Origin of the sequence: Pseudomonas violetae (assembly GCF_023072615.1) — a bacterium.
Taxonomy (GTDB): Bacteria; Pseudomonadota; Gammaproteobacteria; order Pseudomonadales; family Pseudomonadaceae; genus Aquipseudomonas; species Aquipseudomonas violetae.
This window is the reverse complement of the sequence record NZ_JAKNRW010000002.1, coordinates 450,254-474,298: the sequence shown is the minus strand read 5'-3', so window position 1 is coordinate 474,298 and position 24,045 is coordinate 450,254. Positions and strand designations below refer to the sequence as shown.

18 protein-coding genes and 2 pseudogenes are annotated in these 24,045 nt (G+C 59.4%); 7 read left to right on the top strand and 13 right to left on the bottom strand.

Annotated elements, in window-relative coordinates:
- Both L9059_RS04325 and L9059_RS04320 read right to left on the bottom strand, forming a co-directional pair.
- On the bottom strand, window positions 1–268 hold a 268-nt coding region (locus L9059_RS04325; protein ID WP_247288250.1), incomplete at its 3' end, for a transposase.
- Window positions 269–877: 609 nt separating this feature from the next.
- Window positions 878–1,920, bottom strand: a pseudogene (locus L9059_RS04320) (NAD(P)-binding domain-containing protein).
- 503 nt (window positions 1,921–2,423) lie between these two features.
- Here L9059_RS04320 and L9059_RS04315 point away from each other — a divergent pair.
- Entirely contained in the window at window positions 2,424–3,338 is a 915-nt protein-coding gene (locus L9059_RS04315) for a hypothetical protein (RefSeq protein WP_247288248.1), read from the top strand.
- A gap of 182 nt (window positions 3,339–3,520) precedes the next feature.
- Here the strand turns inward: L9059_RS04315 and L9059_RS04310 are convergent, their stop codons facing one another.
- Window positions 3,521–5,344 (bottom strand): NAD(P)/FAD-dependent oxidoreductase, encoded by a 1,824-nt coding sequence (locus L9059_RS04310; protein ID WP_247288246.1) that lies wholly within the window; start codon window positions 5,342–5,344, stop codon window positions 3,521–3,523.
- A gap of 244 nt (window positions 5,345–5,588) precedes the next feature.
- Here L9059_RS04310 and L9059_RS04305 point away from each other — a divergent pair, with 244 nt between their 5' ends.
- Entirely contained in the window at window positions 5,589–7,484 is a 1,896-nt protein-coding gene (locus L9059_RS04305) for a sigma-54-dependent Fis family transcriptional regulator (RefSeq protein WP_247288243.1), read from the top strand.
- Window positions 7,485–7,681: 197 nt separating this feature from the next.
- On the opposite strand, the gene speF is transcribed toward L9059_RS04305, so the two are convergent.
- The gene (speF, locus tag L9059_RS04300) at window positions 7,682–9,865 is read right to left on the bottom strand and encodes an ornithine decarboxylase SpeF (RefSeq protein WP_247288242.1); all 2,184 of its coding nucleotides are present in this window, start codon (window positions 9,863–9,865) and stop codon (window positions 7,682–7,684) included.
- Window positions 9,866–10,097: 232 nt separating this feature from the next.
- On the opposite strand from speF, the gene L9059_RS04295 reads away from it, so the two are divergent.
- The 3 genes from L9059_RS04295 to L9059_RS04285 all read left to right on the top strand — a co-directional run bounded on the left by L9059_RS04295 (window position 10,098) and on the right by L9059_RS04285 (window position 13,891).
- Window positions 10,098–11,132 carry a GlxA family transcriptional regulator gene (locus tag L9059_RS04295; protein ID WP_247288240.1) on the top strand — a complete coding sequence of 345 codons (1,035 nt, stop codon included), beginning with the start codon at window positions 10,098–10,100 and terminating at the stop codon, window positions 11,130–11,132.
- Window positions 11,133–11,146: 14 nt separating this feature from the next.
- A complete protein-coding gene (locus tag L9059_RS04290; protein ID WP_247288229.1) occupies window positions 11,147–12,358 on the top strand; it encodes a M24 family metallopeptidase in 1,212 nt (403 codons plus the stop codon).
- A gap of 204 nt (window positions 12,359–12,562) precedes the next feature.
- Window positions 12,563–13,891 carry an MFS transporter gene (locus L9059_RS04285; protein WP_247288227.1) on the top strand — a complete coding sequence of 443 codons (1,329 nt, stop codon included), beginning with the start codon at window positions 12,563–12,565 and terminating at the stop codon, window positions 13,889–13,891.
- On the opposite strand, the pseudogene L9059_RS04280 reads toward L9059_RS04285, so the two are convergent.
- The 4 genes and pseudogenes from L9059_RS04280 to L9059_RS04265 form a co-directional block, all read right to left on the bottom strand.
- Window positions 13,892–14,898, bottom strand: a pseudogene (locus L9059_RS04280) (GlxA family transcriptional regulator).
- 101 nt (window positions 14,899–14,999) lie between these two features.
- A complete protein-coding gene (locus tag L9059_RS04275; protein ID WP_247288225.1) occupies window positions 15,000–15,878 on the bottom strand; it encodes a serine hydrolase domain-containing protein in 879 nt (292 codons plus the stop codon).
- 93 nt (window positions 15,879–15,971) lie between these two features.
- Window positions 15,972–17,330, bottom strand: coding sequence for a chromate efflux transporter (gene chrA, locus L9059_RS04270; RefSeq protein ID WP_247288222.1), 1,359 nt, complete (start codon window positions 17,328–17,330; stop codon window positions 15,972–15,974).
- A 200-nt stretch (window positions 17,331–17,530) separates the two neighbouring features.
- Window positions 17,531–18,382, bottom strand: coding sequence for a CAP domain-containing protein (locus L9059_RS04265; RefSeq protein WP_247288212.1), 852 nt, complete (start codon window positions 18,380–18,382; stop codon window positions 17,531–17,533).
- Between the two features lie 199 nt (window positions 18,383–18,581).
- Between L9059_RS04265 and L9059_RS04260 the strand changes: the two genes are divergently transcribed.
- Window positions 18,582–19,196 carry a cell wall hydrolase gene (locus tag L9059_RS04260; protein WP_247288210.1) on the top strand — a complete coding sequence of 205 codons (615 nt, stop codon included), beginning with the start codon at window positions 18,582–18,584 and terminating at the stop codon, window positions 19,194–19,196.
- Window positions 19,197–19,289: 93 nt separating this feature from the next.
- Here the strand turns inward: L9059_RS04260 and L9059_RS04255 are convergent, their stop codons facing one another.
- Window positions 19,290–19,988 (bottom strand): dienelactone hydrolase family protein, encoded by a 699-nt coding sequence (locus tag L9059_RS04255; protein WP_247288200.1) that lies wholly within the window; start codon window positions 19,986–19,988, stop codon window positions 19,290–19,292.
- Between the two features lie 460 nt (window positions 19,989–20,448).
- Between L9059_RS04255 and L9059_RS04250 the strand changes: the two genes are divergently transcribed.
- The gene (locus L9059_RS04250) at window positions 20,449–21,951 is read left to right on the top strand and encodes an aldehyde dehydrogenase family protein (protein WP_247288198.1); all 1,503 of its coding nucleotides are present in this window, start codon (window positions 20,449–20,451) and stop codon (window positions 21,949–21,951) included.
- A 73-nt stretch (window positions 21,952–22,024) separates the two neighbouring features.
- Here L9059_RS04250 and L9059_RS04245 read toward each other — a convergent pair whose 3' ends face one another.
- The 4 genes from L9059_RS04245 to L9059_RS04230 form a co-directional block, all read right to left on the bottom strand.
- Window positions 22,025–22,354, bottom strand: coding sequence for a hypothetical protein (locus L9059_RS04245; RefSeq protein ID WP_247288196.1), 330 nt, complete (start codon window positions 22,352–22,354; stop codon window positions 22,025–22,027).
- Window positions 22,355–22,575: 221 nt separating this feature from the next.
- Complete coding sequence (locus tag L9059_RS04240) at window positions 22,576–22,728, bottom strand: hypothetical protein (protein WP_247288194.1); 153 nt, start codon at window positions 22,726–22,728, stop codon at window positions 22,576–22,578.
- A 118-nt stretch (window positions 22,729–22,846) separates the two neighbouring features.
- On the bottom strand, window positions 22,847–23,377 hold the full coding sequence (locus L9059_RS04235) for a GNAT family N-acetyltransferase (protein WP_247288192.1): 531 nt from the start codon (window positions 23,375–23,377) through the stop codon (window positions 22,847–22,849).
- A 25-nt stretch (window positions 23,378–23,402) separates the two neighbouring features.
- A complete protein-coding gene (locus L9059_RS04230) occupies window positions 23,403–24,032 on the bottom strand; it encodes a glutathione S-transferase family protein (RefSeq protein ID WP_247288190.1) in 630 nt (209 codons plus the stop codon).
- Between the last annotated feature and the right edge of the window lie 13 nt (window positions 24,033–24,045).

Sequence of the window (24,045 nt, the reverse complement as noted above, 5' to 3'; positions counted from 1 at the left end):
AAAACTGGCGCAGAATCGTGGTTTCGTAGAGGGACTCTTCCATCGCCGGGTCGCTGTAGCCGAACCAGTTTTGCATCAGATGAACCCGCAGCATGGCCATCAACGGATACGCCGGACGACCGCCTTCGCCCTTCGGATAACGCGGCTCGATCAACGCAATCAGGCCTTTCCAGGGCACGACCTGATCCATCTCGATCAGGAAGCGTTCACGGCGGGTCTGCTTACGTTTGCCGGCATACTCGGCATCAGCGAAAGACATTTGCTTCATCGGGGCTCAACCGTTCAGTTCGTGGGACTGGCGTATTTCACCAGATTTGGAAGTCTTTTTCAGAGTTTCCTTAATATTATTGCCGTTTCTGTTTTCGGCGATTTGGTTGTTTTTCATGGTTCATGTTTTTACCGAGAAAGCAGAAGCACAGGTGAGAAACAGCAGTTTCGTAAAAGCCAACAAGTCTCTCTATGACAGTGCTGGGCTAATTGGAAAGAGCATGCGAAATGGATTGCTTACTCTGGCATTGCTAACGCCAAACATTGCTGTGACGCGCGGGTTGCTGGCTGTCGATGATGTTAAAAGTTTCCCAGCAGGCTTGAAGCGCGTTTTGTTTATAACTTGGGGGGCAAGCTTTTTTCTCACTGGCGCACTCGGAGTCCTTCTTTTTTTCGCAAGGTTTGTGAGTAGGTCATGTCGCGCAGAAAACTGGCGCTGTTGTCTTTACATGAAATGGTCTTACCCGTCGGCTGGCTAGCGGTGGAGAGCGATAGCTGAGGCCGTATCCGCGCGGGTTTGCTCATGGAGGTGTGACAGTCAGCGTGGTTGTGACTGACACGGCCTCTTCGAGAGCAAGCCCGCGCCCACAGGGGGATTGTGGTGGGAAGGTTAGATCGAGTTGGCCAGTTTGCCGGTGGAGAGACGGCGTTTGTAGCCGGTGTCGCGATTGGCCAGCCAGTAGTAGAGCGGCGAAGTGATCAGCAGGCCGACCAGCCATGATAAGTCCGCGCCATTGATGTGCTCGGAAATCGGCCCGACGTACAGCGGCGTGTTCATGAACGGAATCTGTACCACAATGCCGATCGCGTAGGCCAGCAGTGCCTGCGGGTTGTAGCGGCCGTAGATTCCTCCATCCATCTGGAAGATCGAGTTGATGTCGTACTTGCCTTGGTGAATCGCGTAGAAGTCGATCAGGTTGATCGCGGTCCACGGCACCAGCACCACGAGCAGCACCAGTGCCATGTCGACGAAGTGGCCGATGAAATCCGCCGAGGCACCGACGGCGGCGAAGCAGCAGCCGGCAAGGACGATGATCGAGATGACGGCGCGGCTTTGGGCGGTGGGGATCCAGCGGTAGGCGAAGGTTTGCACCAGGGTGATCAGCGACAGCACGGCGCCTTCAGGCAGTTGCCCAGGGTTGCGGTAATCAGCGGAGTGGATCTGCAGCAACGGTGTGTCTTGCGGTGCGATGGGCCGAATGACCGGGCGCTGGAACGGCCCGGTGGCTGCGACGACCCGGTTGGCTTCGATCACGCCTTCGGAGGTTTCGATGGTGAAGCCGGGGCGCCCGACATTGCGCTCGACCTTGAACACCTCCACGCCTGTGCGCACCGGCGCATTGAATTTTTCGCGTAGGCTTCGAAGTAGTCGGCAGCCCGCTCTTTAGGCGCAAAGCCGTCAGGGCTGAGGTTGTCGAACTCAAGGCCGGTAAACCGATCGTGCCAGGCCGGACCGTTGGCCACCAACGAATCCCAGCGCCCGGCAATACGATTGCGTTCCAGCACCAGGTGCGGCACCCCGAGTTTGCTCAGGTGCTCGCTCATCGCCACGCCAGCCTGACCGGCGCCCACAATCAGCGTATCTGTTTTTGTTTTTTCAGTGGTTATCTCTTTAACCTTCGACGTGGAATTCAGGCGGTTATGGCCTGCCATCTGTTGGGCTCAAGACTAGGGATGACCCTTGTATCGGTAAAATATTATTAAGCTGGCATTTGAGTATAAATAACTGAGGTAGAGGCTTCGGCTTGGGGTGTTCGCATACGTTACGCAGTCCGTAATCCGAAGACATCAGCCCCAGGGCTTGGGGCGGCGTTTGGTGGTGAGCTACTCAGGCCTACAACAAGAGAAACACGGAGAACACTCATGGTCACAATCGACACCACCACCACCACGGGCAGTTCGCCCAACTTCGCTACACCTAGATGCCGCTGCCGTACCATGCAGGCAACGGGTGGTTCGGCGGCCACAACTGACCATCAGGCCCTTTCTCGCCAGGGAGAGGGCCGCACCCAATGTGCGGCCGGTTTCTGAACGATTGCGCCGCCGCATGTTCCAACCTGTTCCCATCTTGGGAAGCATCACTCCATCGACGCCGCGTTTTCGGCAAAGCCTGCCTGGATAGCGGCGCGTCTTTCTTGAAAGGAAGCAAGAACCCCATGCAACAGTCCCCATCTCCGTCTGCGCCGGTCACCGGCGAATTGGTTGCATCCTTCCGTCATGGCAAGGGTTTCCCGCTGTTCATGCTCATCCTCGGCCTGATCATGTTGGGCATGGCGTGTTTTGTCCTGTACCTGGGCACGATTCTGCCCGTGGACAGTTCCGCCCCCGTCAGTGTGAATTCAAGCCGTGGCACGAACCTCAACTTTTCCAGCCCCCAGATGCTGGTCTATTGCACCAGCGCATTCCTGGCCGTCATCGCGGCGGGACTGTTCGGCCTTTACGTGTGGCAGAAGCGTTTGCGCCAGGCCAGTTACGAGGTCTATGAACATGGCATTGCCTGCATGCTCGGGTCGAGCAAGAACTACGTGCCTTTCGCCGAGATTGAAGACCTGTACTTGTTCAGCTCCGGCCAGGCCGCCATCAGCGGCCTGATCACCAACCTGGCTTACCGTCGCAATGCCAACGAGCCGTTTCATCGGGTCATTGAATCCCTCAAGGGTTTCCACGACTTCCAGCAGCTGGTGCGCGATCTGCACGTGCGTGAGCGTCTGCCTGCGGTGCTGGAAACCCTTGAAGGCGGTGCTGGGGTGCCCTTCAAGTATGTGCCGGGTAGTGCGGTCTGGGGCAAGCGCATCAAAGGCAACTTCCTCGATGTGACTACACAGCCGATCCTGGTGACCCGCGAGTTCCTCGAAGTGCAGGGGCGCAAGGTGCCGATGTCGAGCTTGCGTACCCTGGACTTGAGCGAGTGGAGCGAAAAGGTGGTGATCAGGGATGAGGCCGGGAAAGAAGTACTGTCGACGGTCTGCACCGGAATCATGAGCCACGACCTGTTTCTCCATACCCTTGGCGTCATTCTGGATAACGAAGCGGCAGATCGTGGCGAGATCGTCGCCGAGCTGCAGGATTGACCACTCCCAGGCCCCGCCCGCAATGGACGGGGCATTTTTAACCTACGGATGAGCGCTTTAAACTGCCTCTATCCTGTGACACTCATTTTACCGCCGGACGGAGTCACAGCTTGGCGGGTATCCATAGGCTGCGACCGGGGGATTGTGGAGAGGCGCCCAACCACGGCTGGGCGCCAATTGACTCAGCCCGTGTGGTGACTCTCGGCAAGGCCATAGACGGATGTGTCGATGCCTTCGAAGCGCGCTTTTAGCTGCAGCGCCAGATACAGCGAATAATGCCGTGACTGATGCAGGTTGCCACCGTGGAACCAGAGGTTTTCCTGCTGTGTTGGCTTCCACATGTTGCGCAGTTCGCCCTCGTAAGGGCCAGGGTCATTCGTGGTTCCAGAACCCAAGCCCCAGCAGCGGCCGACCTTGTCAGCGACTTCCTGGGAAATCAGCTTCGCCGCCCAACCATTCATTGAGCCATAGCCCGTGGCGTAGACGATCAGATCTGCCGGTAGTCGGCTGCCATCGTTGAGTACGACGGCATCTGCTTCGATGCGTTCGACACCCAGGCCCGGCGCGCTTTTGAGCTTGATCGTGCCATTAGCGATCAGCTCGGAGGCGCCGACGTCGATGTAGTAACCAGAACCACGGCGTACGTACTTCATGAAAAGGCCAGACTCGTCGTCACCGAAATCGAGCATGAAGCCGGCCTTGGTCAGGCGCTCGTAGAAGTCCTTGTCACGCTCCTTGATCGCGTCAAAGATGGGTTGATGAAAGCTTGGCATAACCTTGTAGGGGATCGAGGCGAACAGCATGTCGGCCTTGTCCGTGGTCAACCCCGTCTCCAGGGCGTCTTCAGAGTAGAGCCCGCCGAAGACCAGATCCATTAAACTGTCAGAACGCACGATGTGGGTGCTGGAGCGTTGCACCATGGTCACCTCGGCGCCGTTCTCCACCAGGTCGGCGCAGATATCGTGAGCCGAGTTATTCGCACCGATGACCACCGCACGCTTGCCGCTCCAGGCGTCTCCGCCGGGATGGCGGCTGGAATGATGCTGTTGGCCATTGAAAATCTCTGCACCCGGATAACCAGGAACATTGGGTACGCCAGACATGCCGGTGGCGAGGATCAATTGGGTCGGCTGTAAAGTCACACGCTCGCCATCGCGCTGCACCTCAACCTTCCAGGTGCCACTTTGCTCGTCAAAGCTGGCGCTCACGCATTCTGTACGCGGCCAAAAATTGAGCTCCATGACTTTGGTGTACATTTCCAGCCAGTCGCCAATCTGGTCTTTTGGGGTGAAAACTGGCCAGTGGTCGGGGAAGGGCAGGTAAGGCATATGGTCGTACCAGACAGGGTCATGCAGGCACAGCGACTTGTAGCGACCGCGCCACTGATCGCCAGGACGCTCGGCTTTGTCGACGATCAGAGTGGGTACGCCCATTCGCTTGAGCCGCGCAGCGAGCCCCAGTCCACCCTGGCCGCCGCCCACGATCAGGCAGTAAGGTTGGGTGGTGATGCCCAGGGACGCTTCTTCATCACGACGACGTTCTAGCCAGTTGCGTTTGTCGGCATGGGCGTGACCATGATTGGCTCCCATTGGACGACGACGGCCCCTGGGTTCTTCAAAGCCTTTGAGCTCGCGCATGGTCGTCAGCAGCGTCCAGCACAGGCCCTCCTTTAGACGCACGTAGCCTTTACCTCGTGCCGCATCGGTCTCCAGGCTGATCCAACCTTCGAGCACACCGTCATTCAACGTCGCTTCCCCTTCCAGTTTCCATCGCTCAGGACGAGTCTGGTCGAGCCGTGTTGCGAGCATGTCCCGGATGGCAGGCTTGCCTTCCAAGGTCACCAGGTTCCAGCTGAAAAGCAGCAGGTCACGCCAGTGACACTCTTCGGCAAACAATTCTAGCGTGCCGTCCAAATCACCTTGGGCGAGACGCTCGCCGAGGTTTTCGACCCACGCCACGAGCTGAGCAGTTGGCGTTTGCAGAGGTGCTTCGATAGCGATGTTCATGGGCTTCTCCCGTTCTTGTTGTTTTTGTAACAACTTGCCCTAGAGCAAGCCCCGGGCCATCTTCATGAAAGCCCCGTTGCAGAGCAGCTGACGCAGTACTGCTCAGGCCTCTTCTCGGATCTATGTCACGATTTTGGGAATGGCGGATGACAGAGTGTCACGCGGCGCATAGAGCGCTCTTCGCAGACTTTTCATATAAGCTGCGAACAGCCCCGTGTCCTAACCGTAGCGGAGAACAAGAACAATGAAGCCGGCCTTTATCAACGCCCATGCACAGCAAGTGCTACAAGCCGTACAGGGCACCTCTGCCAGCCACGGCCATGCTAATGACTTGGCTATTACACGGTCCTGGCGTCGTTGCCTGGATCAGCATCAGCTCGATCCCGCCAGCCGCCGCGCGCCTAATGTCGTTGAGCACCCACGCTTACAGGATCACCGAGCACCACTGGAGCACATCATCTCGGTGGCGCACTGGCAGATGACCAGCTTGCACCAACAGCTCGGGTGTGACGGCCACGTGGTGCTACTCACCGATGCTCGCGGTGTGGCGATTGACAGTGTGTTCAACGAATCCGAACGAGCCGAGTTCCAGCGTTCCGGACTGTGGCTCGGTTCGGTATGGAGCGAGGATTGTGAGGGCACCAACGGTGTCGGCACCTGCTTGGTCGAGCGACAGCATGTCACCATCCGTCGTGATGAACACTTCCGTGGCAAGCACGCCGGCTTAACGTGTTCGGCTAGCCCAATATTTGATGCGAGCGGAGAGTTGCTCGCCGTTCTTAACCTCTCTTCTGTGCGAGAGGAACAAAGTCTTCAGCAGCACTTCAAAGCCATGGCGTTGACCCACCTGACAGCCAATTTGATCGAAAGCTGTTATTTCTTAGGCCATGATCCGCAGCGATACTTGCTGCGCTTCCATCCTGAGGCAGGCTTCGTTGGACTGCTGGGTGAAGGTCTGCTCAGTTTCGACGAGAGTGCCCGCATCTGTTCAGTCAATCATGCTGCGCTGGATCTGCTGGGCTTCAGCCGTGACCAGGTGGTTGGGCAATCTTTGACGATGCTGCTGGTAACACCTATCGATCAGGTGATGAGTCAGGCCAGCTCTCAGCCGAGTGTCTGTTGGCCAATGCGGCTGGTGGACGGACGCCTGCTCTACGGACAGTTGCGAGAACCCTTACGTCAGGTGCCTTCAGTCACTCCTGTAATCCCCAAAATTAACGACGTACACGTGTGTCTGGAAGACCCGCGCCTGCAACGTGGATTTGCTCGTGCATTGCGTGTTTTGGAGCGTGACGTTCCGGTGTTTTTACAGGGCGAAACTGGTACCGGCAAAGAAGCTTTTGCTGCGGCGCTGCATCGCGCCAGCTCCAGAGCGGGCCAGCCGTTTGTGGCGATCAATTGCGCGGCCATTCCAGAAACGCTGATCGAGAGCGAGCTGTTCGGTTATCGCGGCGGCAGCTTCACCGGGGCACGCAAGGACGGGATGATCGGTAAGCTGGAGCAGGCCCATGGCGGCATTCTATTTCTCGATGAGATCGCCGATATGCCACTGGCGTTACAGACTCGCCTGCTGCGTGTACTGGAGGAACGTCAGGTGGTGCCCCTAGGCGGCGCGACGGCACGTCCGTTCGACGTGCGCCTTATCAGTGCCAGCCACCAGGATCTGCACGCCTGTGTGGCCGAAGGGCGCTTTCGCGAAGATCTGTTTTATCGCATTGCTGGGTTCGCCGTGCAGCTCCCGCCGCTGCGTGAGCGTTCAGACAAGGGGCATTTGCTCGACCTATTGCTGCGCGAGGAGACAGCAGGGGCCAGAGTTCGGCTGGATGCGGGCGTCAGAGAACGCTTGCTGGCTCAGCCCTGGCCGGGCAATGTTCGGCAGCTGCGTACGTGTCTGCGCACACTGGTAGCGTTGGCTTTGGAGGGGCGTGTCACTCTGGACGACTTGGCGGAGTTGCTTCCGGCAGCGCCAGCTACAGCCGGGCTGGCCGAAAATCCGCTTGGAGTATCCGAACGGCAGACGCTGCTAACGTTGATTGAGGCGCAACACTGGCATATCGCCCATGTTGCCGCCCGCCTGGGAATCAGCCGCAATACGCTCTATCGCAAACTGCGTCATCACGGTATCTCACGACCTGGTTGAATACAGAATGACATCGGCGCATTTCCTGCCGCTTTGGACTCGGACTGAGGCAATAGTGGTCAAGCAGGAGGGGGCGCTAATGCTAGAAGCAACCTTGCACGCAGAGCGTCTTTGTCAGGTTGATCCAGTAATGCGTTGGATAGTGGGGGTAACGTGGCGCAGGTCGCGACCCACTAAGCGCGACCGGCCTCACAGGGTCAGTTCTTGATCACGTACCCATACGCGCGAATGCGTCCGTCAACCTCTTTCAAATACACCCCCTGCAGTTCCGGCGTAAAGCCTGGCAGAGCGTTGATGCCTTCTTCCAGTGCCAGGAAGTACTTGAGCACCGGGCCTCCCCAGATTTCCCCAGGCACCACGCACAGCACGCCAGGCGGATAGGGCAGCGCACCTTCGGCGGCGATGCGACCTTCGGCGTCGGCCAGCGCTACCAGCTCAATGTTGCCGCGGATGAATTCGAACTGCGCCGCTTGCGGGTTCATCGCCTTCACGGGGAAGTGTTCCTTGCGGAACATCGCTTTCTGAAGTTGCTGCACATTATGGCTGCGGTAGAGGTCGTGCATTTCCTGGCACAACTGTCGGATCGTGTAGTTGCGATAACGCTCCTCGTATCGCGCATAGATCGCCGGCAATACCCGGCTCATCGGTGCGTTGTCATTGACGAAGCGCTCGAAACGCGCGATCTGTGCGGCCAAATGAGTCATCTTCGCCCAGTCTTCCGCCGGGGTCAGTAGGAACAGGATGGAGTTCAGGTCGCACTTTTCCGGAACGATGCCATTCTCGCGCAGGAAGTTGGCGAGGATGCCGGCATGGATACCGAAGTCGGTGTAGCTGCCATCCACCGGATCGATGCCGGGGGTAGTGAACAGCAATTTGCACGGGTCGATGAAGTACTGCTTCTCGCCATAGCCCTGGAACGCATGCCAGCGGTCTTTGGGATGAAACTCGAAGAAGCGCAGGTCGTTGGCGATTTCTTCAGTGGGGTAGTCTTCCCATGCGCGTCCGTCAATGGTCGCAGGCACGAATGGGCGGACCATGGTGCAGGCTTCGAGGATCAACTTGCGTGCGTCGATGCCGAATTTTACGCAGTCATCCCACAGCTTCAGGCCGCTGCGGCCGGCGTGGATACGCGCGTTCACATCCAGCGAGGCGAATAGCGGATAGAACGGACTGGTGGAGGCCTGGGCCATGAACGCGTTGTTCAGTTGCGCATGGTTGCAATAGCGGGCCTGGCCCTTGATGTGGCGATCTTTCTTGTGCACCTGCGAGGCCATGGAAAACCCGGCCTGCTGCTTGTGCACCGACTGGGTGACGAAGATTCCCGGGTCGTCCTCATGCAGGTCGAGCAGCAGTGGCGAGCAGTCCTTCATCATCGGGATGAACTGCTCGTAGCCGACCCAGGCCGAGTCGAACAGGATGTAGTCACACAGTTTGCCGATGCGATCGACCACCTGGCGGGCGTTGTAGACGGTGCCGTCATAGGTGCCTAGCTGAATGATCGCCAGGCGGAACGGGCGGGCCAACTGGGCCTTGTCCGGTGCTACTTCGGCGATTAATTCGCGCAGGTAGCTCTCTTCGAAGCAATGGGCGTCGATGCCACCGATAAAGCCGTAAGGGTTGCGCGCAGTCTCCAGATAGACCGGCGTGGCACCGGCCTGGATCAGTGCACCCTGGTGATTGGACTTGTGGTTGTTGCGGTCGAACAGTACCAGGTCACCGGGCGTGAGCAGGGCGTTGGTCACCACCTTGTTGGAAGCGGAGGTGCCGTTGAGCACGAAGTAGGTCTTGTCGGCGTTGAACACCTTGGCCGCGTGTTTTTGCGCCAGGAGCGCCGGGCCCTCGTGGATCAGCAGATCGCCCAGTTTAACGTCGGCGTTGCACATGTCGGCGCGAAACAGAGTCTCGCCGAAGAAGTCGAAGAACTGCCGGCCGGCCGGGTGCTTGCGGAAGAACTGGCCGCCCTGATGGCCCGGGCAGGCGAAGGTGACATTGGCCGATTCCGTATAGCGTTTAAGCGAGTCGAAGAACGGCGGCAGCAGGCTTTCTTCATAGGCCTTGGCGGCTGTCTCAAGCTGGTGTCCATGGTATTCGGCGTTGTTGCGGGAGCGGTCGAAGATGCCGTTAACCTGCAGCAAGACGTCCTCCAGGTGCTTATAGACATCCCGCGCGCGATTGCCGGTACCGGGGGAGGTGGCGAGGAAAATCGGGATATCGAAGCCGGTGCGCTGGAGCGATTCCAGGGCGCCCGCCATCACGTCTTCCACCGAAAACACGGCGACGGCGATGTCGGTGTAGTCGGTCTGACTGAGCGGCACCACTTGCCGATACGTCTGGAAGCAGTCGATCGCGGAATCACTGGCAGCAATTTTCAAAATGTTCATGCGGGGAAATCTCCTGGCGGACACTCACTTGTCCACCGTTTGCAAGAGATCAATGTACCGAAGGAGCCATCAAGGTTCCCTGACTTGAATCATGCCAACACGGGTTATAGACCTGTTCGGCCAGATTGGTAGCGGCGGACAATCCGGAGTCGACTCCTGACAAGCCATGTGCATCGCTGACGTTGACAATCTGCTGGGTGCCTGAACTTTTTTGCAGTGGAGTGCGAGATCCATGGTGGCTACCCGCGTTGATGAAGTGTTGAAGATGGGCTTCTGGTTGACGGAGGATTTCGACTTGTTCGCCCTGGCCAATGCCCTGGAGCCCTTGCGTCTGGCCAACCAGGTGGCGGGCCGCACGGTGTGCCAGTGGCAGATACTCAGCCTGGAAGGGCATTCGCTCAGCGCCAGCAACGCTGTCGCCACCGCCACCGCGCGCCTGGATCAGGCATCAGCGCTGGACGTGCTGATCCTGTGCGCGGGCGCACACCAGCCGCTCGAGCAGGATTTTCGCCAGCAGTTGCGCCACTGGACCACGCAGCCAATCCTGTTCGGTGCACTCGGCAAGGCCGGTTGGTTGCTGGCCCAGATGGGCGCGCTGGACGGTTTTCGCTGCAGCTTGCCGGAGCCCGACTCGCCTTTGGCCTTTGTGGCATCCAGGGCGCTGAGCCCGGTGGCCGCGCCGTTCTGCGTGGATGGTCAGCGCCTGACGTGCGTCGGGCCCGAGGCTGTGCGAGGGCTGGTCTGCGAGCTGCTTGCCCAAGTCCACGGGCGCAGCCTGGTGCTGCGCATGGAGCAACACCTCGCACGCCAGAACCGGCCCTTGCAGCCGCTGGAGCAAGCCCCGGAAAAACTGCAGACGGCGCTGGCCCTGATGAGCGACCACCTCACTCACTTGCTTGCAATCGAGGAGTTGGCCGAGGCGATGGGGATATCCCGGCGTCACCTGGAGCGCCTGTTCAAGCGTACGCTCGGCTGTTCGCCGTCGCGGCACTATCTCGATTTGCGCCTGCAACAGTCCCGTCGTCTGCTGCAGACCGGTGAACGTTCGATCGCGCAAGCTGCCGGCGAATGCGGGTTTGTCGCGGTGCAGCATTTCATTCGCTGCTATCGCCATTACTTCGGCGCGCATCCCCGTGAACACGCGGTTGCGTGTACAGCGGATTTGACCAACTACAGGTCGGATTCGCGCAAAAAACTTCGCCTTGCATCTGTTCGAATGATCTCCAGCGGCCCACCAGAGTGGCGCCCTCTGTCGCTCAATCACTGACAAGGATCAATGACATGCAAATGCCAAAAACCATCCAGATCAAGAACGGCGAAAAAGTGAGCCCGACCTTCTCGGCTCAGGAATACGCCAACCGCCAGGGCAAACTGCGCGCTTATCTGGCACAAAACAACATCGACGCGGCAGTCTTTACTTCCTATCACAACATCAACTACTACAGTGACTTCCTCTACTGCTCGTTCGGTCGCCCATACGCCTTGGTCGTGACTCAGGACAGCGCCGTCACCATCAGCGCCAATATCGATGGCGGCCAACCTTGGCGCCGCACCGTGGGCACCGAGAACATTGTTTACACCGACTGGCAGCGCGACAACTACTTCGTCGCCATCCAGCAAGCCTTACCCAAGGCCGGGCGCATCGGCATCGAATTCGATCACTTGAACCTGCTCAACCGCGACAAACTGGCCAGCCGTTACCCCCAGGCCGAGCTGGTGGACATCGCCGCACCCTGCATGCGCATGCGCATGATCAAATCGGCCGAAGAGCACGCGATTATCCGTCACGGTGCACGGGTGGCGGACATTGGCGGCGCAGCGATCGTCGAAGCGCTGCGTGACCAGGTGCCAGAGTATGAAGTGGCGCTGCATGCGACGCAGGCCATGGTGCGCGAGATCGCCCGGACCTTCCCCGACTCGGAGCTGATGGACACCTGGACCTGGTTCCAGTCCGGTATTAACACCGATGGCGCGCACAACCCGGTGACCTCGCGCAAGGTCAACAAGGGTGACATCCTCAGCCTCAACTGCTTCCCGATGATCGCCGGCTACTACACCGCGCTTGAGCGCACGCTGTTCCTTGACCACTGTTCCGATGAGCACCTGCGCCTGTGGGAAGTCAACGTCAAGGTCCACGAAGCCGGGCTGAAACTGATCAAGCCGGGCATGCGTTGCTGCGACATCGCCGAGCAACTGAACGAGGTTTTCCTCGAGCACGATTTGCTGCAGTACCGCACTTTCGGCTACGGGCATTCGTTCGGCACCCTGAGCCATTACTACGGCCGCGAAGCCGGCCTGGAATTGCGTGAAGACATCGATACCGTGCTGGAGCCAGGGATGGTGGTGTCCATCGAGCCGATGATCATGCTGCCCGAAGGCCTGCCAGGTGCTGGCGGTTACCGCGAGCACGACATCCTGATCGTCAACGAGCAGGGCGGCGAGAACATCACCAAATTCCCGTACGGGCCGGAGCACAACATCATTCGCAAGTAACGGCGTAACAGACCGTCGTGGGGGCTTCACCGCTCCCACACTCATTCCTGGACCATCGCTGAACACCCCACTGCACGCGCGCTCTAGAACGCGCAGCATTTACTGACCTTAACCCTGCCAAGTAAAACAATAGAGGGTATTTGTCATGTCACATGTCTCGACTGTTCTTCCCCCTTTTTGCGCCTCCACCTTGGGAGGTGCACAATGAGCACTGCAAGCCTTACCCTCGAACAGACCCATGAAAAAAACTCGGAGCGCAAGGCCCTGCGCCGCGCGGCCAGTGCCAGCTTCATGGGAAATTTCGTCGAATGGTTCGACTACGCGGCCTACGGTTACCTGGCCACCGTCATCGCCCTGACATTTTTTCCGCAGACCGACAAGGCCAGCGCCTTGCTGGCGACGTTCGCGGTATTTGCCCTGTCGTTCATCGTCCGCCCCCTGGGTGGTCTGGTCTGGGGGCACTTTGGTGACAAGTATGGCCGGCGCAGCGCGTTGTCCTGGTCGATCCTGATCATGTCGATCTCGACTTTCTGCATCGGCATCCTACCCACCTACACTCACATCGGCCTGTGGGCACCGGCATTGCTACTGGTGATCCGCCTGTTCCAGGGCTTCTCCGCGTCCGGTGAATACGCCGGTGCATCGGCATTCCTCGCCGAGTACGCACCGGAAGGCAAGCGGGGTCTGTACACCAGCATTGTTCCGGCCAGTACCGCAGCCGGTTTGCTGTTTGGCGCAGTATTTGTCGCTGGCCTGCACGCTTGGCTCAGCGTCGAGGACTTGCACAGCTGGGGTTGGCGCTTGCCGTTTCTGCTGGCAGCGCCGTTTGGTCTGGTGGGGCGTTATATCCGCATGAGCCTGCAGGACACACCCAAGTTCCTGGAGATGGAAAAGCGCCTCGAAGCCAAGGAGTGCGCGACCCACGCCCCGGTTCGCGAGCTACTCACCGTGCACCGGCGCAGCGTGATCATCGGAATCGGCGTGACCTGCCTGAACGCAGTGGCTTTTTACTTGCTGCTCAGCTACATGCCGACCTATCTGTCGACTGAGATGGGCATGAGCGAAAGTGATTCTTTCCTGGCGTCGACGGTGTCCCTGGCGACCTACATCGGCCTGATTTTTCTGATGGGCAGGCTGTCGGACCGCTTCGGGCGCAAGACCATGCTGCTGACGGCTTCGGTTTTGTTCCTGTTGATGACCTTTCCGCTGTTCGGCATGCTCGATCATCAGCCATTGCTGGTGGTGCTGATGATCCAGATAGCCTTCGGCGCGATCCTGGCGATGAACGACGGCACCTTGCCGTGTTTCCTCGCCGAGATATTCCCCACCCGGGTGCGCTTCAGCGGGTTTGCCTTCAGCTTCAACATCGCCAATGCGGTATTTGGCGGGACCGCACCGTTTATCGCGACCTGGCTGATCCAAATGACCGGCAACAAGATGGCCCCGGCCTGGTATCTGCTGGCCGCTGCCGCGGTGGCGTTGGTGGCAATGCTGGCAAGCCGGGAGACGGCGCACAAGGCTCTGCAGGATTGATCAATGCACCGCCGTCACCTGCTTGCGCTCACCAATGGGCGACACTCCAAAAAACCGGCTATAGCATTTGGAAAAATGTGCCGGTGACACAAAGCCGCAGGCGAGCGCGATGTCGCGGACCTGCGACTCGCTGCGCAACAGCAATTGCCGCGCCCGCGACAGGCGCAATTCCAGGTAGTACTGGCTGGGGGTGCGCTGCAGGTGTTTGTGAAACAGGCGCTCAAGCTGGCGCACCGACACTTCGTTCAATCGCGCCAGCTCTTCCAGGCTCACCGGTTCCTCAAGATTGGCCTCCATGATCGCCACCATCTGGCTGAGCTTGGGTTGCGAAGTGCCCAGCTTCTGCCGTAACGGCACGCGTTGCTGCTCCTGGGCCCCGCGTACCCGGTCACACAACAGCAACTCGGCGGCATGGGCGGCAATGTCGCGACCACCGGGTTCGCATCAGTTGTAACGTCATGTCCATGGATGCCACGCCGCCGGAGCAGGTGTAGCGGTCGCGATCCAGTTCGAACAGCTGGTTGGAGATGATGATGCCGGGAAACCGCTCTTTCAGTGCCTCTATATCTTCCCAGTGAATCGTGCAGCGATAACCCTTGAGCAAGTCCGCCCGGGCCAGCAGGTGGCTGCCGGTGCAGATGCCGCCCAGGGTCACCTGTTGATGGGCCAGCTTGCGCAGCCAGTTGAGCAGTGGCCGGCTGCTGTGGTTGGAGACAATCGGGTTCGAGCCGACCACGAACAGGATATCCAGCTTGGGCGCATCGGCGATGGAGTAATCCGGGAGGATGCGCATGCCATTGCTGGCGGTGACCGGGTCCAGCGTGGCGCCGATCACCAGCGTGCGAAACATCGGCCGGCGCGCCGCCATGTTGGCCATGCGCAGGGTTTCCACGGAGGAGGCGAAGCCGATGGTGGTGAAGTTGGGGATGACCAGAAAGCCAATGGTTTTCACCGGCCGTTGTTCACCGGCCGGACCGTCCAGGGGCGGGGTGTTCGGCTTCATCAATACTCTCCGGTGTACCAGTGACGCGTTGTGCGCAGGTAACGACCTGTCGTGGCGTCATCGCGTTGTCATGGGGGTGATGTGCAGGTACCGAGTGCTTGAATTTTACACCCAGTGCTCGCTCAACAGGCGCACGGCTTCGGCCTCCACGGCCCCTTCGTCGGTGCCATCGGAAAAGACTGCGCAGGTCGTGACATCAGGGCCGAAAATACTGCGATAAACCGCCACAACGCTGCCGGGGCCTGCGCCGGTATGACCGCTGAGGATGCGCCCGCCTTCGACCGGCCCGTGCATCAGCCCGAGTCCGTAACCCGGCGCAATCCAGGGACGTCCCGGGATCGGTCCGCCGAGCAGGTGCACTGTCTGCATTTGATCCAGCAAGGAATGCGCCAGGAAGTCACCGGCAAACAAGCGATCCAGGCACAAGGCCGCCTCCACCAGCGGGCCCACCAGCAGCCCATGGTAGACCCAGCCGGGGTGATAGGTGGCGGCAGCGCCCATATTGACCCCGTGCAGATCGGCTTCACGGCTTGCCAGACGGACCCGTGGCAGGCCAAGCGGAGCGAACACCCGTCGCGACAGGGCTTCATTCAGGTCAAGGTCAGTCACTCGCTCGATCAACCGCGCCACGTACAGATAACCGACGTTCGAATAGCGCCAGCCTTCTCCCGGTGCATAACGCAGTCGGGTTGCATCAAGGCGCTGCAGCATTTCATCCGCCGGCCAGGGCGTGTCACCGCAGGCGACAGCACCCTGGTAATCGGAGAGTTCGCTGTAGTCCGCCAGGCCGGCTTCGTGGCGCAACAGTTGGCGCAATGTAAAGGGGCCTTCGGGCAGCGGCTGATCCAGCGTGATCAGGCCGTCTCGCACCAGTGTCAGGGCGGCAGCAGCCAGTACGGTCTTGGTATAGCTCCACCAGGGAATCGTTGCATCAGGCCGATCCGGGGTCAGGGGTGTACCGTTGGAAACAAGAGAGAAAAGCATCGCTGGCTGCTCTGAAAGGGGGTGCCGCGTGAGTTTGCCAGAATGCAAAAGCCGGTGATCAAATGTTTGCAACAGGTCATGGCTGGATTGTCTTTATCCCAGCCATTGCACAAGCACTCCTGCCAGTGCGCATATCATCAGCACCTCGATGACACCGCGCTTGAAAAGCAGGAGCGCAATCGTCGCCATCAGTGCGAGCAGCAGCGACACCCAGTCAAACAAGCCACTGAATCCGGTGGGCCACAGCACGTGATAGCCGAAGAACACCGCGAGGTTGAGAATCACCCCGACGACCGCGGCGGTGACGGCGGTCAGCGGCGCGGTGAATTTGAGTTCGTTGTGAGTCGACTCCACCAGGGGCCCGCCAGCGAGGATGAATAGAAACGAAGGCAGGAAGGTAAACCAGGTCACCAGCGTCGCAGCAAGTGCACCGGCCAGGAACGCCTGGTCTGGGCCGAATACCTGCTGCACGTAGGCGCCGATGAAGCCGACGAACGCCACCACCATGATCAACGGACCTGGGGTGGTCTCGCCCAGCGCCAGACCGTCGATCATCTGGGGGGGTGTCAGCCACCCATAATGACTGACCGCTCCCTGATACACGTAGGGCAACACTGCATAGGCGCCACCAAAGGTCAGCAGGGCGGCCTTGGTGAAGAACCAGCTCATCTGGGTGAAGGTCCCGTGCCAGCCAAACAGGAGGGTGAGCGCACCCATCGGCAGCACCCAAAGAATTGCGCCGATAAACGCCAGGCGCAGCAATTTCAGGCTGCTGAAACGGGCATGTTCAGGTGGCGGTGTATCGTCATCGATAAGCGCGGGCCCGAACGATTTACCCCTGGCCACTGCTGTGCCGAATGTGAATTTCCCGGGCGCAAGGCGTCCGCCGACGTACCCGATGAGCGCCGCGGTCAGCACAATCAGCGGGAAGGGCACATTGAACAGCAGGATGGCGGCAAAGGACGCGCCGGCAATGCCCCACAGCCAGTTGTTCTGCAACACCCTGGAGCCCATACGGTGCGCGGCTTGCAGCACGATGGCCGTGACCGCCGGCTTGATCCCGTAGAACAAGCCGGCCACGACCGGCACTTCGCCGAAAGCAATATAGACCCAGGATAATGCGATCAGGACGAACAACGACGGCAGCACGAACAGCGCGCCGGCAATCACGCCGCCCCAGGTGCGATGCATCAGCCAACCGAGGTAAGTCGCCAGCTGCTGCGCTTCGGGGCCGGGCAGCAACATGCAGTAGTTGAGGGCGTGCAGAAACCGGCGCTCGGAGATCCAGCGCCGGCGCTCCACCAGTTCCTGGTGCATGATCGAGATTTGCCCGGCCGGGCCGCCAAAACTGATCAAACCCAGTTTGAGCCAGAAGCCGAAGGCTTCCCGCAGGGAGACCGCCCTGCGGGGGGGCTGAGCCTGTTCATGGGTGGAGCAGGGTGGATGGCTCAAGCAGGTGCTCCCGGGTGACTTAGCCGTGGCCGAGCGCGATCGCAAACGACACGACGATCATGCACGCAAACGCAAAATTGAGATTCATGAAGGTTTCTTCCATAACGTGCTAAAAGTGCAGGCATTTTGAACACTTTGCGAAGAAATAAAAAATTCGCCTTCATGATTTGAAAGATCAAAGCAATTGATACCTCGAGTGATTACTGGGTTCCGAACATCGCCGTCCAGTAAATGCCCGCATTGCTCTTCGGGTCTACTGCGTAGGCCGCGCCCAGTTCCTGGAACTCGGGGTTCATCAGGTTGGCGCAGTGACCGGGGCTGGCGATCCAGCCGTCGACGACCTTGCCCGCAGTATCTTGCCCTGCGGCGATGTTTTCGCCGATCTGCTGGCCAATGTAGCCAGCCAGTTCCGCCCGGTCCCCCGGCATGCGGCCATCGGGATCCTTGTGGTCGAAGAAGTTGTTGTTGGCCATGGTTCGCGAATGTGTCTCGGCGGCGCTGGCCAGTGCCGCGTTCCACGCCAGCGGCGTGGTAGCGGCGAAGGATTGCGTGCCGCACTGGCGAGCCTGGTTGCGGGCATTGTTGAGCAGGGTCAGGACTTTCTGGCCTTCGGCCTGCGAGTCGCCCAGGCGTGCAGTCATCAGCGGCCGCGCCAGCACGATGCGCCAGTCGCGGTCGTCGCGACTGACACCAATGTCGACATACTGCGGATCGAGCACCACGTGGCAGAAGCTTTCCCGAATGGCTTGCATGGCCGATTGCGCATCACGCGGGCCGGATAAGGTGATCGCCTGTACATTGACCATCGGGTAGCCAGAACTGGCCATGGCTTGCTGCAGGTTCCGGACGTTGGTGGCGGACAGTGCCAGGCGTGGATCACCCGCCAGTGGCGGCAGTTCCGGTGAGACCTGCTCGGCGCAACGCTGGGGCTGAGTGCGGTAGAGGTTGATCGAATCGATCAGTTGTTTCTCATCGACCGCCAGCGCCTGGGCGGCGAATGACAGGCCCAGCGACAACGCGGCAAGGCGCATAACGGATGGAATGAAGCGCATGGAAATCCCCTTGGGCAGACTGCGCCCATGATGCGCGATTTCACCCCTGCCTGCGCAATGCCTTTTTGCCCCTGGAAACAGTTTATCGGCCGCCGGATTAAATGAATTTGGGCGTCTACAATCAAGCCAGGCCGCCGATATAACGCGCAACAGCGTCGATAATGCGCTGCCCAATCCGGTTCTTTGAGAAGGGTCGATCATGCGCTTGACGTGGACTGCAACTTGGCTGGCACTATCCCTGATCGGCGGCCAGGTACTGGCCACTGAACTGGAACAGAAAAAAGCCGAGGATAAGGCTGAGGTCCTGGAGCAAAAAGCAGCGGAAAAAGGCGCCGACATCCCGGTGCCCAAGGCCGACGCGATAACCACCTCGGAGGTGCAGGCGGTCGATCCCGCCGGCTCGGCGCCGCTGGATGATGCCATTACCTGCCTCGCGCGCTCTATCTATTGGGAGGCCAAGGGGCGAGAGACCCGGGAAATGGAAGCCGTCGCCAGCGTGGTCATGAATCGTCTGGGGCACAAAGGATTTCCCGACACCGTGTGCGCAGTGGTCAAGGAGGGATCGGAAAGCCGCAACTGCCAGTTTTCCTGGTGGTGCGACGGGCGTCCGGATCAGGTCAAGGAGAATGCCGAATATGCGGTCGCCAAGGAGATCGCGCGCAAGGCGCTGAACCGGACGCTCAGTGACCAGACGGTGGGGGCGATGTATTTTCATGACAAGACCGTGCGGCCGGATTGGGCGAGCAAGTACACCAAGACGGCGGATATCGGCAGGTTCAGGTTCTACAAGCCGCGGGGAGGGAACGCGAAGTAGGTGTGGTTCGTGCAGCAAACAGCGTTAGGAATTGGCCCGCAACAGACCGCAAAAAAGGCACCTTTCCAGGTGCCTTTTTCGTTTGTCGCAGTCTTACAGTTCCTGGCCCAGGAAGATCAGCGTATTGCCATGGGCTTCAGCCGCAGCGCGTTGGTTGTAGCTGTCGCGGTGCGAGCAGTTGAAACCGTGTTCGGCTTGCGGATAGACAACGATTTCCACGAAGTCGTTGTTCTCGAAGCGCTCGGCGATCTTCTCGACGGCCTCCAGTGGAATGTGACTGTCCTCTTCGCCGAAGTGCATCAACAGCGGCACGGTGATTTCGTCGGCGCGGTCCAATTGGTTCTGGATACCGCCACCGTAGTAGGCGATCGCCACGTCAACCAGACCATTGGCGGCGGTCAAGTATGACAGCAGGCCACCGAAGCAATAACCGATGGAGGCCACGCCGCCATCCAGGCCGGGCTGGGCCTTGAGTGCGGTAATGGCCAGCTTGATGTCGGCCTGGGCCTTGCCGATGTCTGTGGCGTTCATCAGTTCTACCGCGCGTTTCCAGCCGGCTTCGTCGTAAGTCAGCTCGATGCGGGGGCCGTTGCGCCAGAATAGATCCGGAACGACCACCAGGTAGCCGTCTGCAGCGTATTGTTCGGCGACTGAGCGAATGTGCTCGTTGACGCCGAAAATCTCCTGGATCAACACGATCCCGGGGCCTTTTTGCGTGTGGGGAATCGCCAGATAGGCACCGAATTTACCGTCGGCGCTGTCGATCTCGATCCATTGGGTGGTTACGCTCATGGTGGCTCCTGTCTACGCGAGTGAGGGGCTGAAGCTTGCCACGGTATCATTTCAACGAATGTTACGGCGCCAGAAAATGCACGTCATCAGCGCATCGAGGCTGAAAACACCCGCAAGGTCAGCGGTGCAATCCAGCTGCCGCCCAAACGAGGTTGAGGTGCAGGCGTTTGACGGCCGAAGAGTGTGGGTGTTTATGGGCTGGGTCTGCGTTGCGCGTTTTGATCGACTTGGCCAATCGACAAGGTGAATTTCATCAGTCGGGTGTATCGGTGGCATGTCGTGAGAGTGGTGAATGAAGGGGCGGTGTGTCGGGGGTGGCGGTGGATACACAGGTGTACGGTTGGGGTGTCTTTCGCGGATGCATCTCCCCTGTAGGGCCCGGGGTGGATATGCGGGCGATGACGTTCTTTGGAATTTCCGGTACCTTTCCTGCCCGCCCATTGCATGGTGAAACCGCTTCATGTCTCTTGCGCTCGATCGTCTAGTCGCTGGCACGCCCATTCCTTTTGCCGGGAACCGTGTCACTGTCGTCAGCCCTGAACTGGCTGAACGTTTCCAGCCCGGCGACCACCTTCTGGTGGAGCAGGTCAGTGGTGAGTTGCTGTTGATTCCTGTGGCTGACCAGCAAGCCGCAGCCGTGGCGATCGAGCGCGCTGACGCGGCGTTCAAGGCAATGTCGGCGGTGTCGGATGAGGCTATCAGCGAATTCTTCGACCACTTCGCCCAGCGCCTGGAAAGCCCGGATGCCTGGGCGTTGATCGAGGCAGCGAACCTGGCCGATATCGAGCGGGCCAAGGCCCGTGGCCGTTCCACCACGCGACTGCTGGCCAATGAACCAATGCGCCGCGATATGATCGCCGGGCTCAAGGCCTGGCGCGATGCCTCGGCGACTCGCGGCAAAGTCATCAGCTGTGTCGAGCATGACGGCTGGAAAGTCGAGCAGGTGGTCTCGCCGCTGGGCATTGTTGGGTTCGTCTTCGAAGGGCGGCCCAACGTCTTTGCCGACGCTGCTGGCGTTCTGCGTACTGGCAACACCGCCGTGCTGCGCATCGGTAGCGATGCGTTGGGCACCGCCCAGGCCATCGTCAGCCATGCATTGAACCCTGCGCTGGCCGCTGCCGGCTTGCCCGTTGGCGCCGTGTCGCTGGTGGAAAGCGTCAATCACGCGGCAGGTTGGGCCATGTTCGCCGACCGGCGCCTGTCGCTGGCCGTGGCCCGCGGTTCGGGACGCGCGGTCAGCCAGCTGGGCAGTATCGCCCAACAGGCCGGCACCGCCGTCAGCCTGCACGGCACGGGAGGCGCCTGGCTGATTGCTGACAAGGAAGCCGACGCCCGGCGTTTTGCCGCCGTGGTGCGCAACTCCCTTGACCGCAAAGTCTGCAACACCCTCAACGTCTGCCTGATTCACCGTGACCGGGCGGCGGAATTGGTGCCGTTGTTTCTCGAGGCCCTGCAGCAAGCCGGCACCGCCCGCGGCCAGGGCTGCAAATTGCACATCGTCGAAGGCAGCGAACAGGGCTTGCCGGCAGACTGGCAAACGGCGAGTGTCGAGGTGTATCGCGCCGAGGGTTATCGAACCGAAGCGCTGGCCGAGCCTTTGCCCGAGGCTGAGTTGGGGCGCGAGTGGGAATGGGAAGAAACCCCCGAAGTCAGCCTGAAAATCGTGGATGATCTGGCCCAGTCCATTGCGTTGTTCAACCGCTACAGCCCGCAGTTCACCGTGTCATTGATCAGTGAGGATGCCAGCACGCAGGAGCGCTTCTATAACGCGGTCAACGCGCCTTTCGTGGGCAACGGAGTCACTCGCTGGGTCGATGGCCAGTACGCATTGAACAAGCCTGAGTTGGGACTCTCGAACTGGGAGAGCGGTCGCCTGTTTGCCCGCAGCGCGATTCTTTCGGGAGATGGAGTATTTACCATCCGCAGTCGCATGACCCAGATTGATCTGGACGTTAAACGCTAAATAAACGTCGACGACAAAAAAAGGGCCTGCTCTTTGGCGAGAGCAGGCCCTTTTATATTAGATGTGTGAAGTATCAGTAGAACCGGTCAATCACCCGAACTTCATTCTGGTTCTGCATGGAAGCCCACGCCTGTTTCAGCGTTTGCAGAACACTGCCGATGAAGTCTTTATCGGCGGCGGCTTTCTTGCCAACGTAGCCCTGGCCGCGACGGTACATCCTCAGTCGGGCAAGCAGGTTCTGGTTGTTCTTATCGAACTCGGCCTCATCAGCGTGCGTTGCCAGGCAGTCGATATGAACCTGGCCCGACTTGCTGATCCACAGAATATGGCTGTCGTGGCTGTCTTTTTGCGCAGCGAACATGCGAGCCAGTTCTTCGATAGTAGGTTGATTGTTCAGATTCATGATTTGCCCCTTGACCATTTGGTGATCTTTCAAAGTTGGTTCGCTAATACAGGTAGCCCATCGGTTAGTTGATCCCTGGCACCGAAACCAGGACGTCAGCGTTCATTCGCCGAATGTGGCGAGGTCCCGCGTCTGTTGCATGTAGTCGTGTTGAATAACTGCTACGCAATAGCGTCACAACGAAGAGAAGCGGCGAAAACCTGGAGGCCACTGCCGACTTTTCAGGGTCGGCCACAAGCTTCATGAGGATTGATCGCCAGCGCTTCCCGTCCTTGTACTGGACGTTCGGGCCAGGTCAGCTTCTTCAATCTGCCTTGTGGGCAGCGTGTATCCGGGAATAACAGCTCGGCGGTCAGACGAGCTTGCTTAAACATGTTGCCGTACTCCCGATCGGGGAGATGTCTGCATCATGCAAGGGCAAATCGGAGGCGTCAATGGTTATGTAGTGATTATTTTCAGTCACTACATATTGTCGGACAAAGCTGTTTGATATTAGCAAGGAGAGGTGGCGTGCACCGGTCCGGCGGACTGGGGCGGGGTTTCAAAGCGGTAAAAGGTGCAGGGGTATCCGTCGACTGGTCGCTGGTGCAGGCTGTACAGGTTGCCGGTAAGAATGGGTATGAGTCGGGCCCAGAACCGCCGCGCAGGCAGGTTTGCGTCGATGTGGAAAATGTGCCATTGGCCCGGGTTGCGACTCAAGAGGTCAGAGACGACAAACTTCGCGACGCCTAGGCCACGAAAACGTCGAATGACGAAGAGATAGCCAAGGTTCAACTGCACGCCATCGAGGTGGGTCTGGTCGTCGACGGTCACAAAACCGGCCAGTTCGCCGTCGGCCGTGATCAGAAAGGGCTGGGTTGCCGGCTTTCTCCAGTATTCGAGTTTCGGCTGGATACTGAAGAAGCCGTGCCCTGCGAGCTTTAGCGGTAGCCATTCGCTGAAGTCGTACAGGTAGAACTGCATCAGGTTTTCAATGGTGTCCAGGTCGTCGCGTTGGGCGGCGTGCAGTTCTATCAAGGGCATTGAGTGTGGCTCCTGACTGGATCAATCAGTGGGGCGCAAAATCGTACGGTCCACCGGTCTTCAATGCGGCAACGTAGGCAGGGCGTTTCTGGAAGCGTTCGACCCAGGCGGCCACGTGCGGATACTGACCGAGTTTGCCTTGCGCCCTGGCGATCTCGCCGATAAAGCTCATCTGGATATCCGCGGCGCTGAATTCAGTGCCCAACAGGTAGTCGGACTGGCTGAGCGCTGTGTCGAGGTAACCCAGGTAGTTGGCCACTTCCGAGTTGATCCGTGGATGCAATGGCGCGCCAGCCTCACCCAGGCGACCCACGTACAGGTTCAGCATCAGCGGCAGCATCGCCGAGCCTTCGGCGAAATGCAGCCACTGCACGTATTGATCGTAGGCAGCTGTGGCTGGATCAGGTTGCAGGCGACCCTGGCCGTGGCGTCGAATCAGGTAGTCGATGATTGCCGCAGACTCGATCAGCGTCTGTTGACCATCTTCGATGACCGGTGATTTGCCCAAGGCATTCACTGCCTTCAACTGCGGTGGTGCCAGGTTGGTCTGCGGGTCGCGTTGATAGCGCTTGAGCTCGTACGGGATGCCCAGCTCTTCCAGCAGCCAGAGAATCCGTTGCGAGCGAGAGTTGTTCAAGTGATGGACAATAATCATGTTCGAGGCCTTT

Bases quoted from the DNA above. Each gene is read 5' to 3' on its own strand.
- L9059_RS04295 (WP_247288240.1), top strand. From the start codon at position 10,098: ATGGTGGCTACCCGCGTTGATGAAGTGTTGAAGATGGGCTTCTGGTTG.
- L9059_RS04235 (WP_247288192.1), bottom strand. From the start codon at position 23,377: ATGCCCTTGATAGAACTGCACGCCGCCCAACGCGACGACCTGGACACC.
- L9059_RS04250 (WP_247288198.1), top strand. From the start codon at position 20,449: ATGTCTCTTGCGCTCGATCGTCTAGTCGCTGGCACGCCCATTCCTTTT.
- L9059_RS04245 (WP_247288196.1), bottom strand. From the start codon at position 22,354: ATGAATCTGAACAATCAACCTACTATCGAAGAACTGGCTCGCATGTTC.
- L9059_RS04290 (WP_247288229.1), top strand. From the start codon at position 11,147: ATGCAAATGCCAAAAACCATCCAGATCAAGAACGGCGAAAAAGTGAGC.
- L9059_RS04260 (WP_247288210.1), top strand. From the start codon at position 18,582: ATGCGCTTGACGTGGACTGCAACTTGGCTGGCACTATCCCTGATCGGC.
- L9059_RS04265 (WP_247288212.1), bottom strand. From the start codon at position 18,382: ATGCGCTTCATTCCATCCGTTATGCGCCTTGCCGCGTTGTCGCTGGGC.
- L9059_RS04285 (WP_247288227.1), top strand. From the start codon at position 12,563: ATGAGCACTGCAAGCCTTACCCTCGAACAGACCCATGAAAAAAACTCG.
- speF (WP_247288242.1), bottom strand. From the start codon at position 9,865: ATGAACATTTTGAAAATTGCTGCCAGTGATTCCGCGATCGACTGCTTC.
- L9059_RS04310 (WP_247288246.1), bottom strand. From the start codon at position 5,344: ATGAACATCGCTATCGAAGCACCTCTGCAAACGCCAACTGCTCAGCTC.
- L9059_RS04315 (WP_247288248.1), top strand. From the start codon at position 2,424: ATGCAACAGTCCCCATCTCCGTCTGCGCCGGTCACCGGCGAATTGGTT.
- L9059_RS04305 (WP_247288243.1), top strand. From the start codon at position 5,589: ATGAAGCCGGCCTTTATCAACGCCCATGCACAGCAAGTGCTACAAGCC.
- L9059_RS04275 (WP_247288225.1), bottom strand. From the start codon at position 15,878: ATGCTTTTCTCTCTTGTTTCCAACGGTACACCCCTGACCCCGGATCGG.
- L9059_RS04255 (WP_247288200.1), bottom strand. From the start codon at position 19,988: ATGAGCGTAACCACCCAATGGATCGAGATCGACAGCGCCGACGGTAAA.
- L9059_RS04240 (WP_247288194.1), bottom strand. From the start codon at position 22,728: ATGTTTAAGCAAGCTCGTCTGACCGCCGAGCTGTTATTCCCGGATACA.
- L9059_RS04230 (WP_247288190.1), bottom strand. From the start codon at position 24,032: ATGATTATTGTCCATCACTTGAACAACTCTCGCTCGCAACGGATTCTC.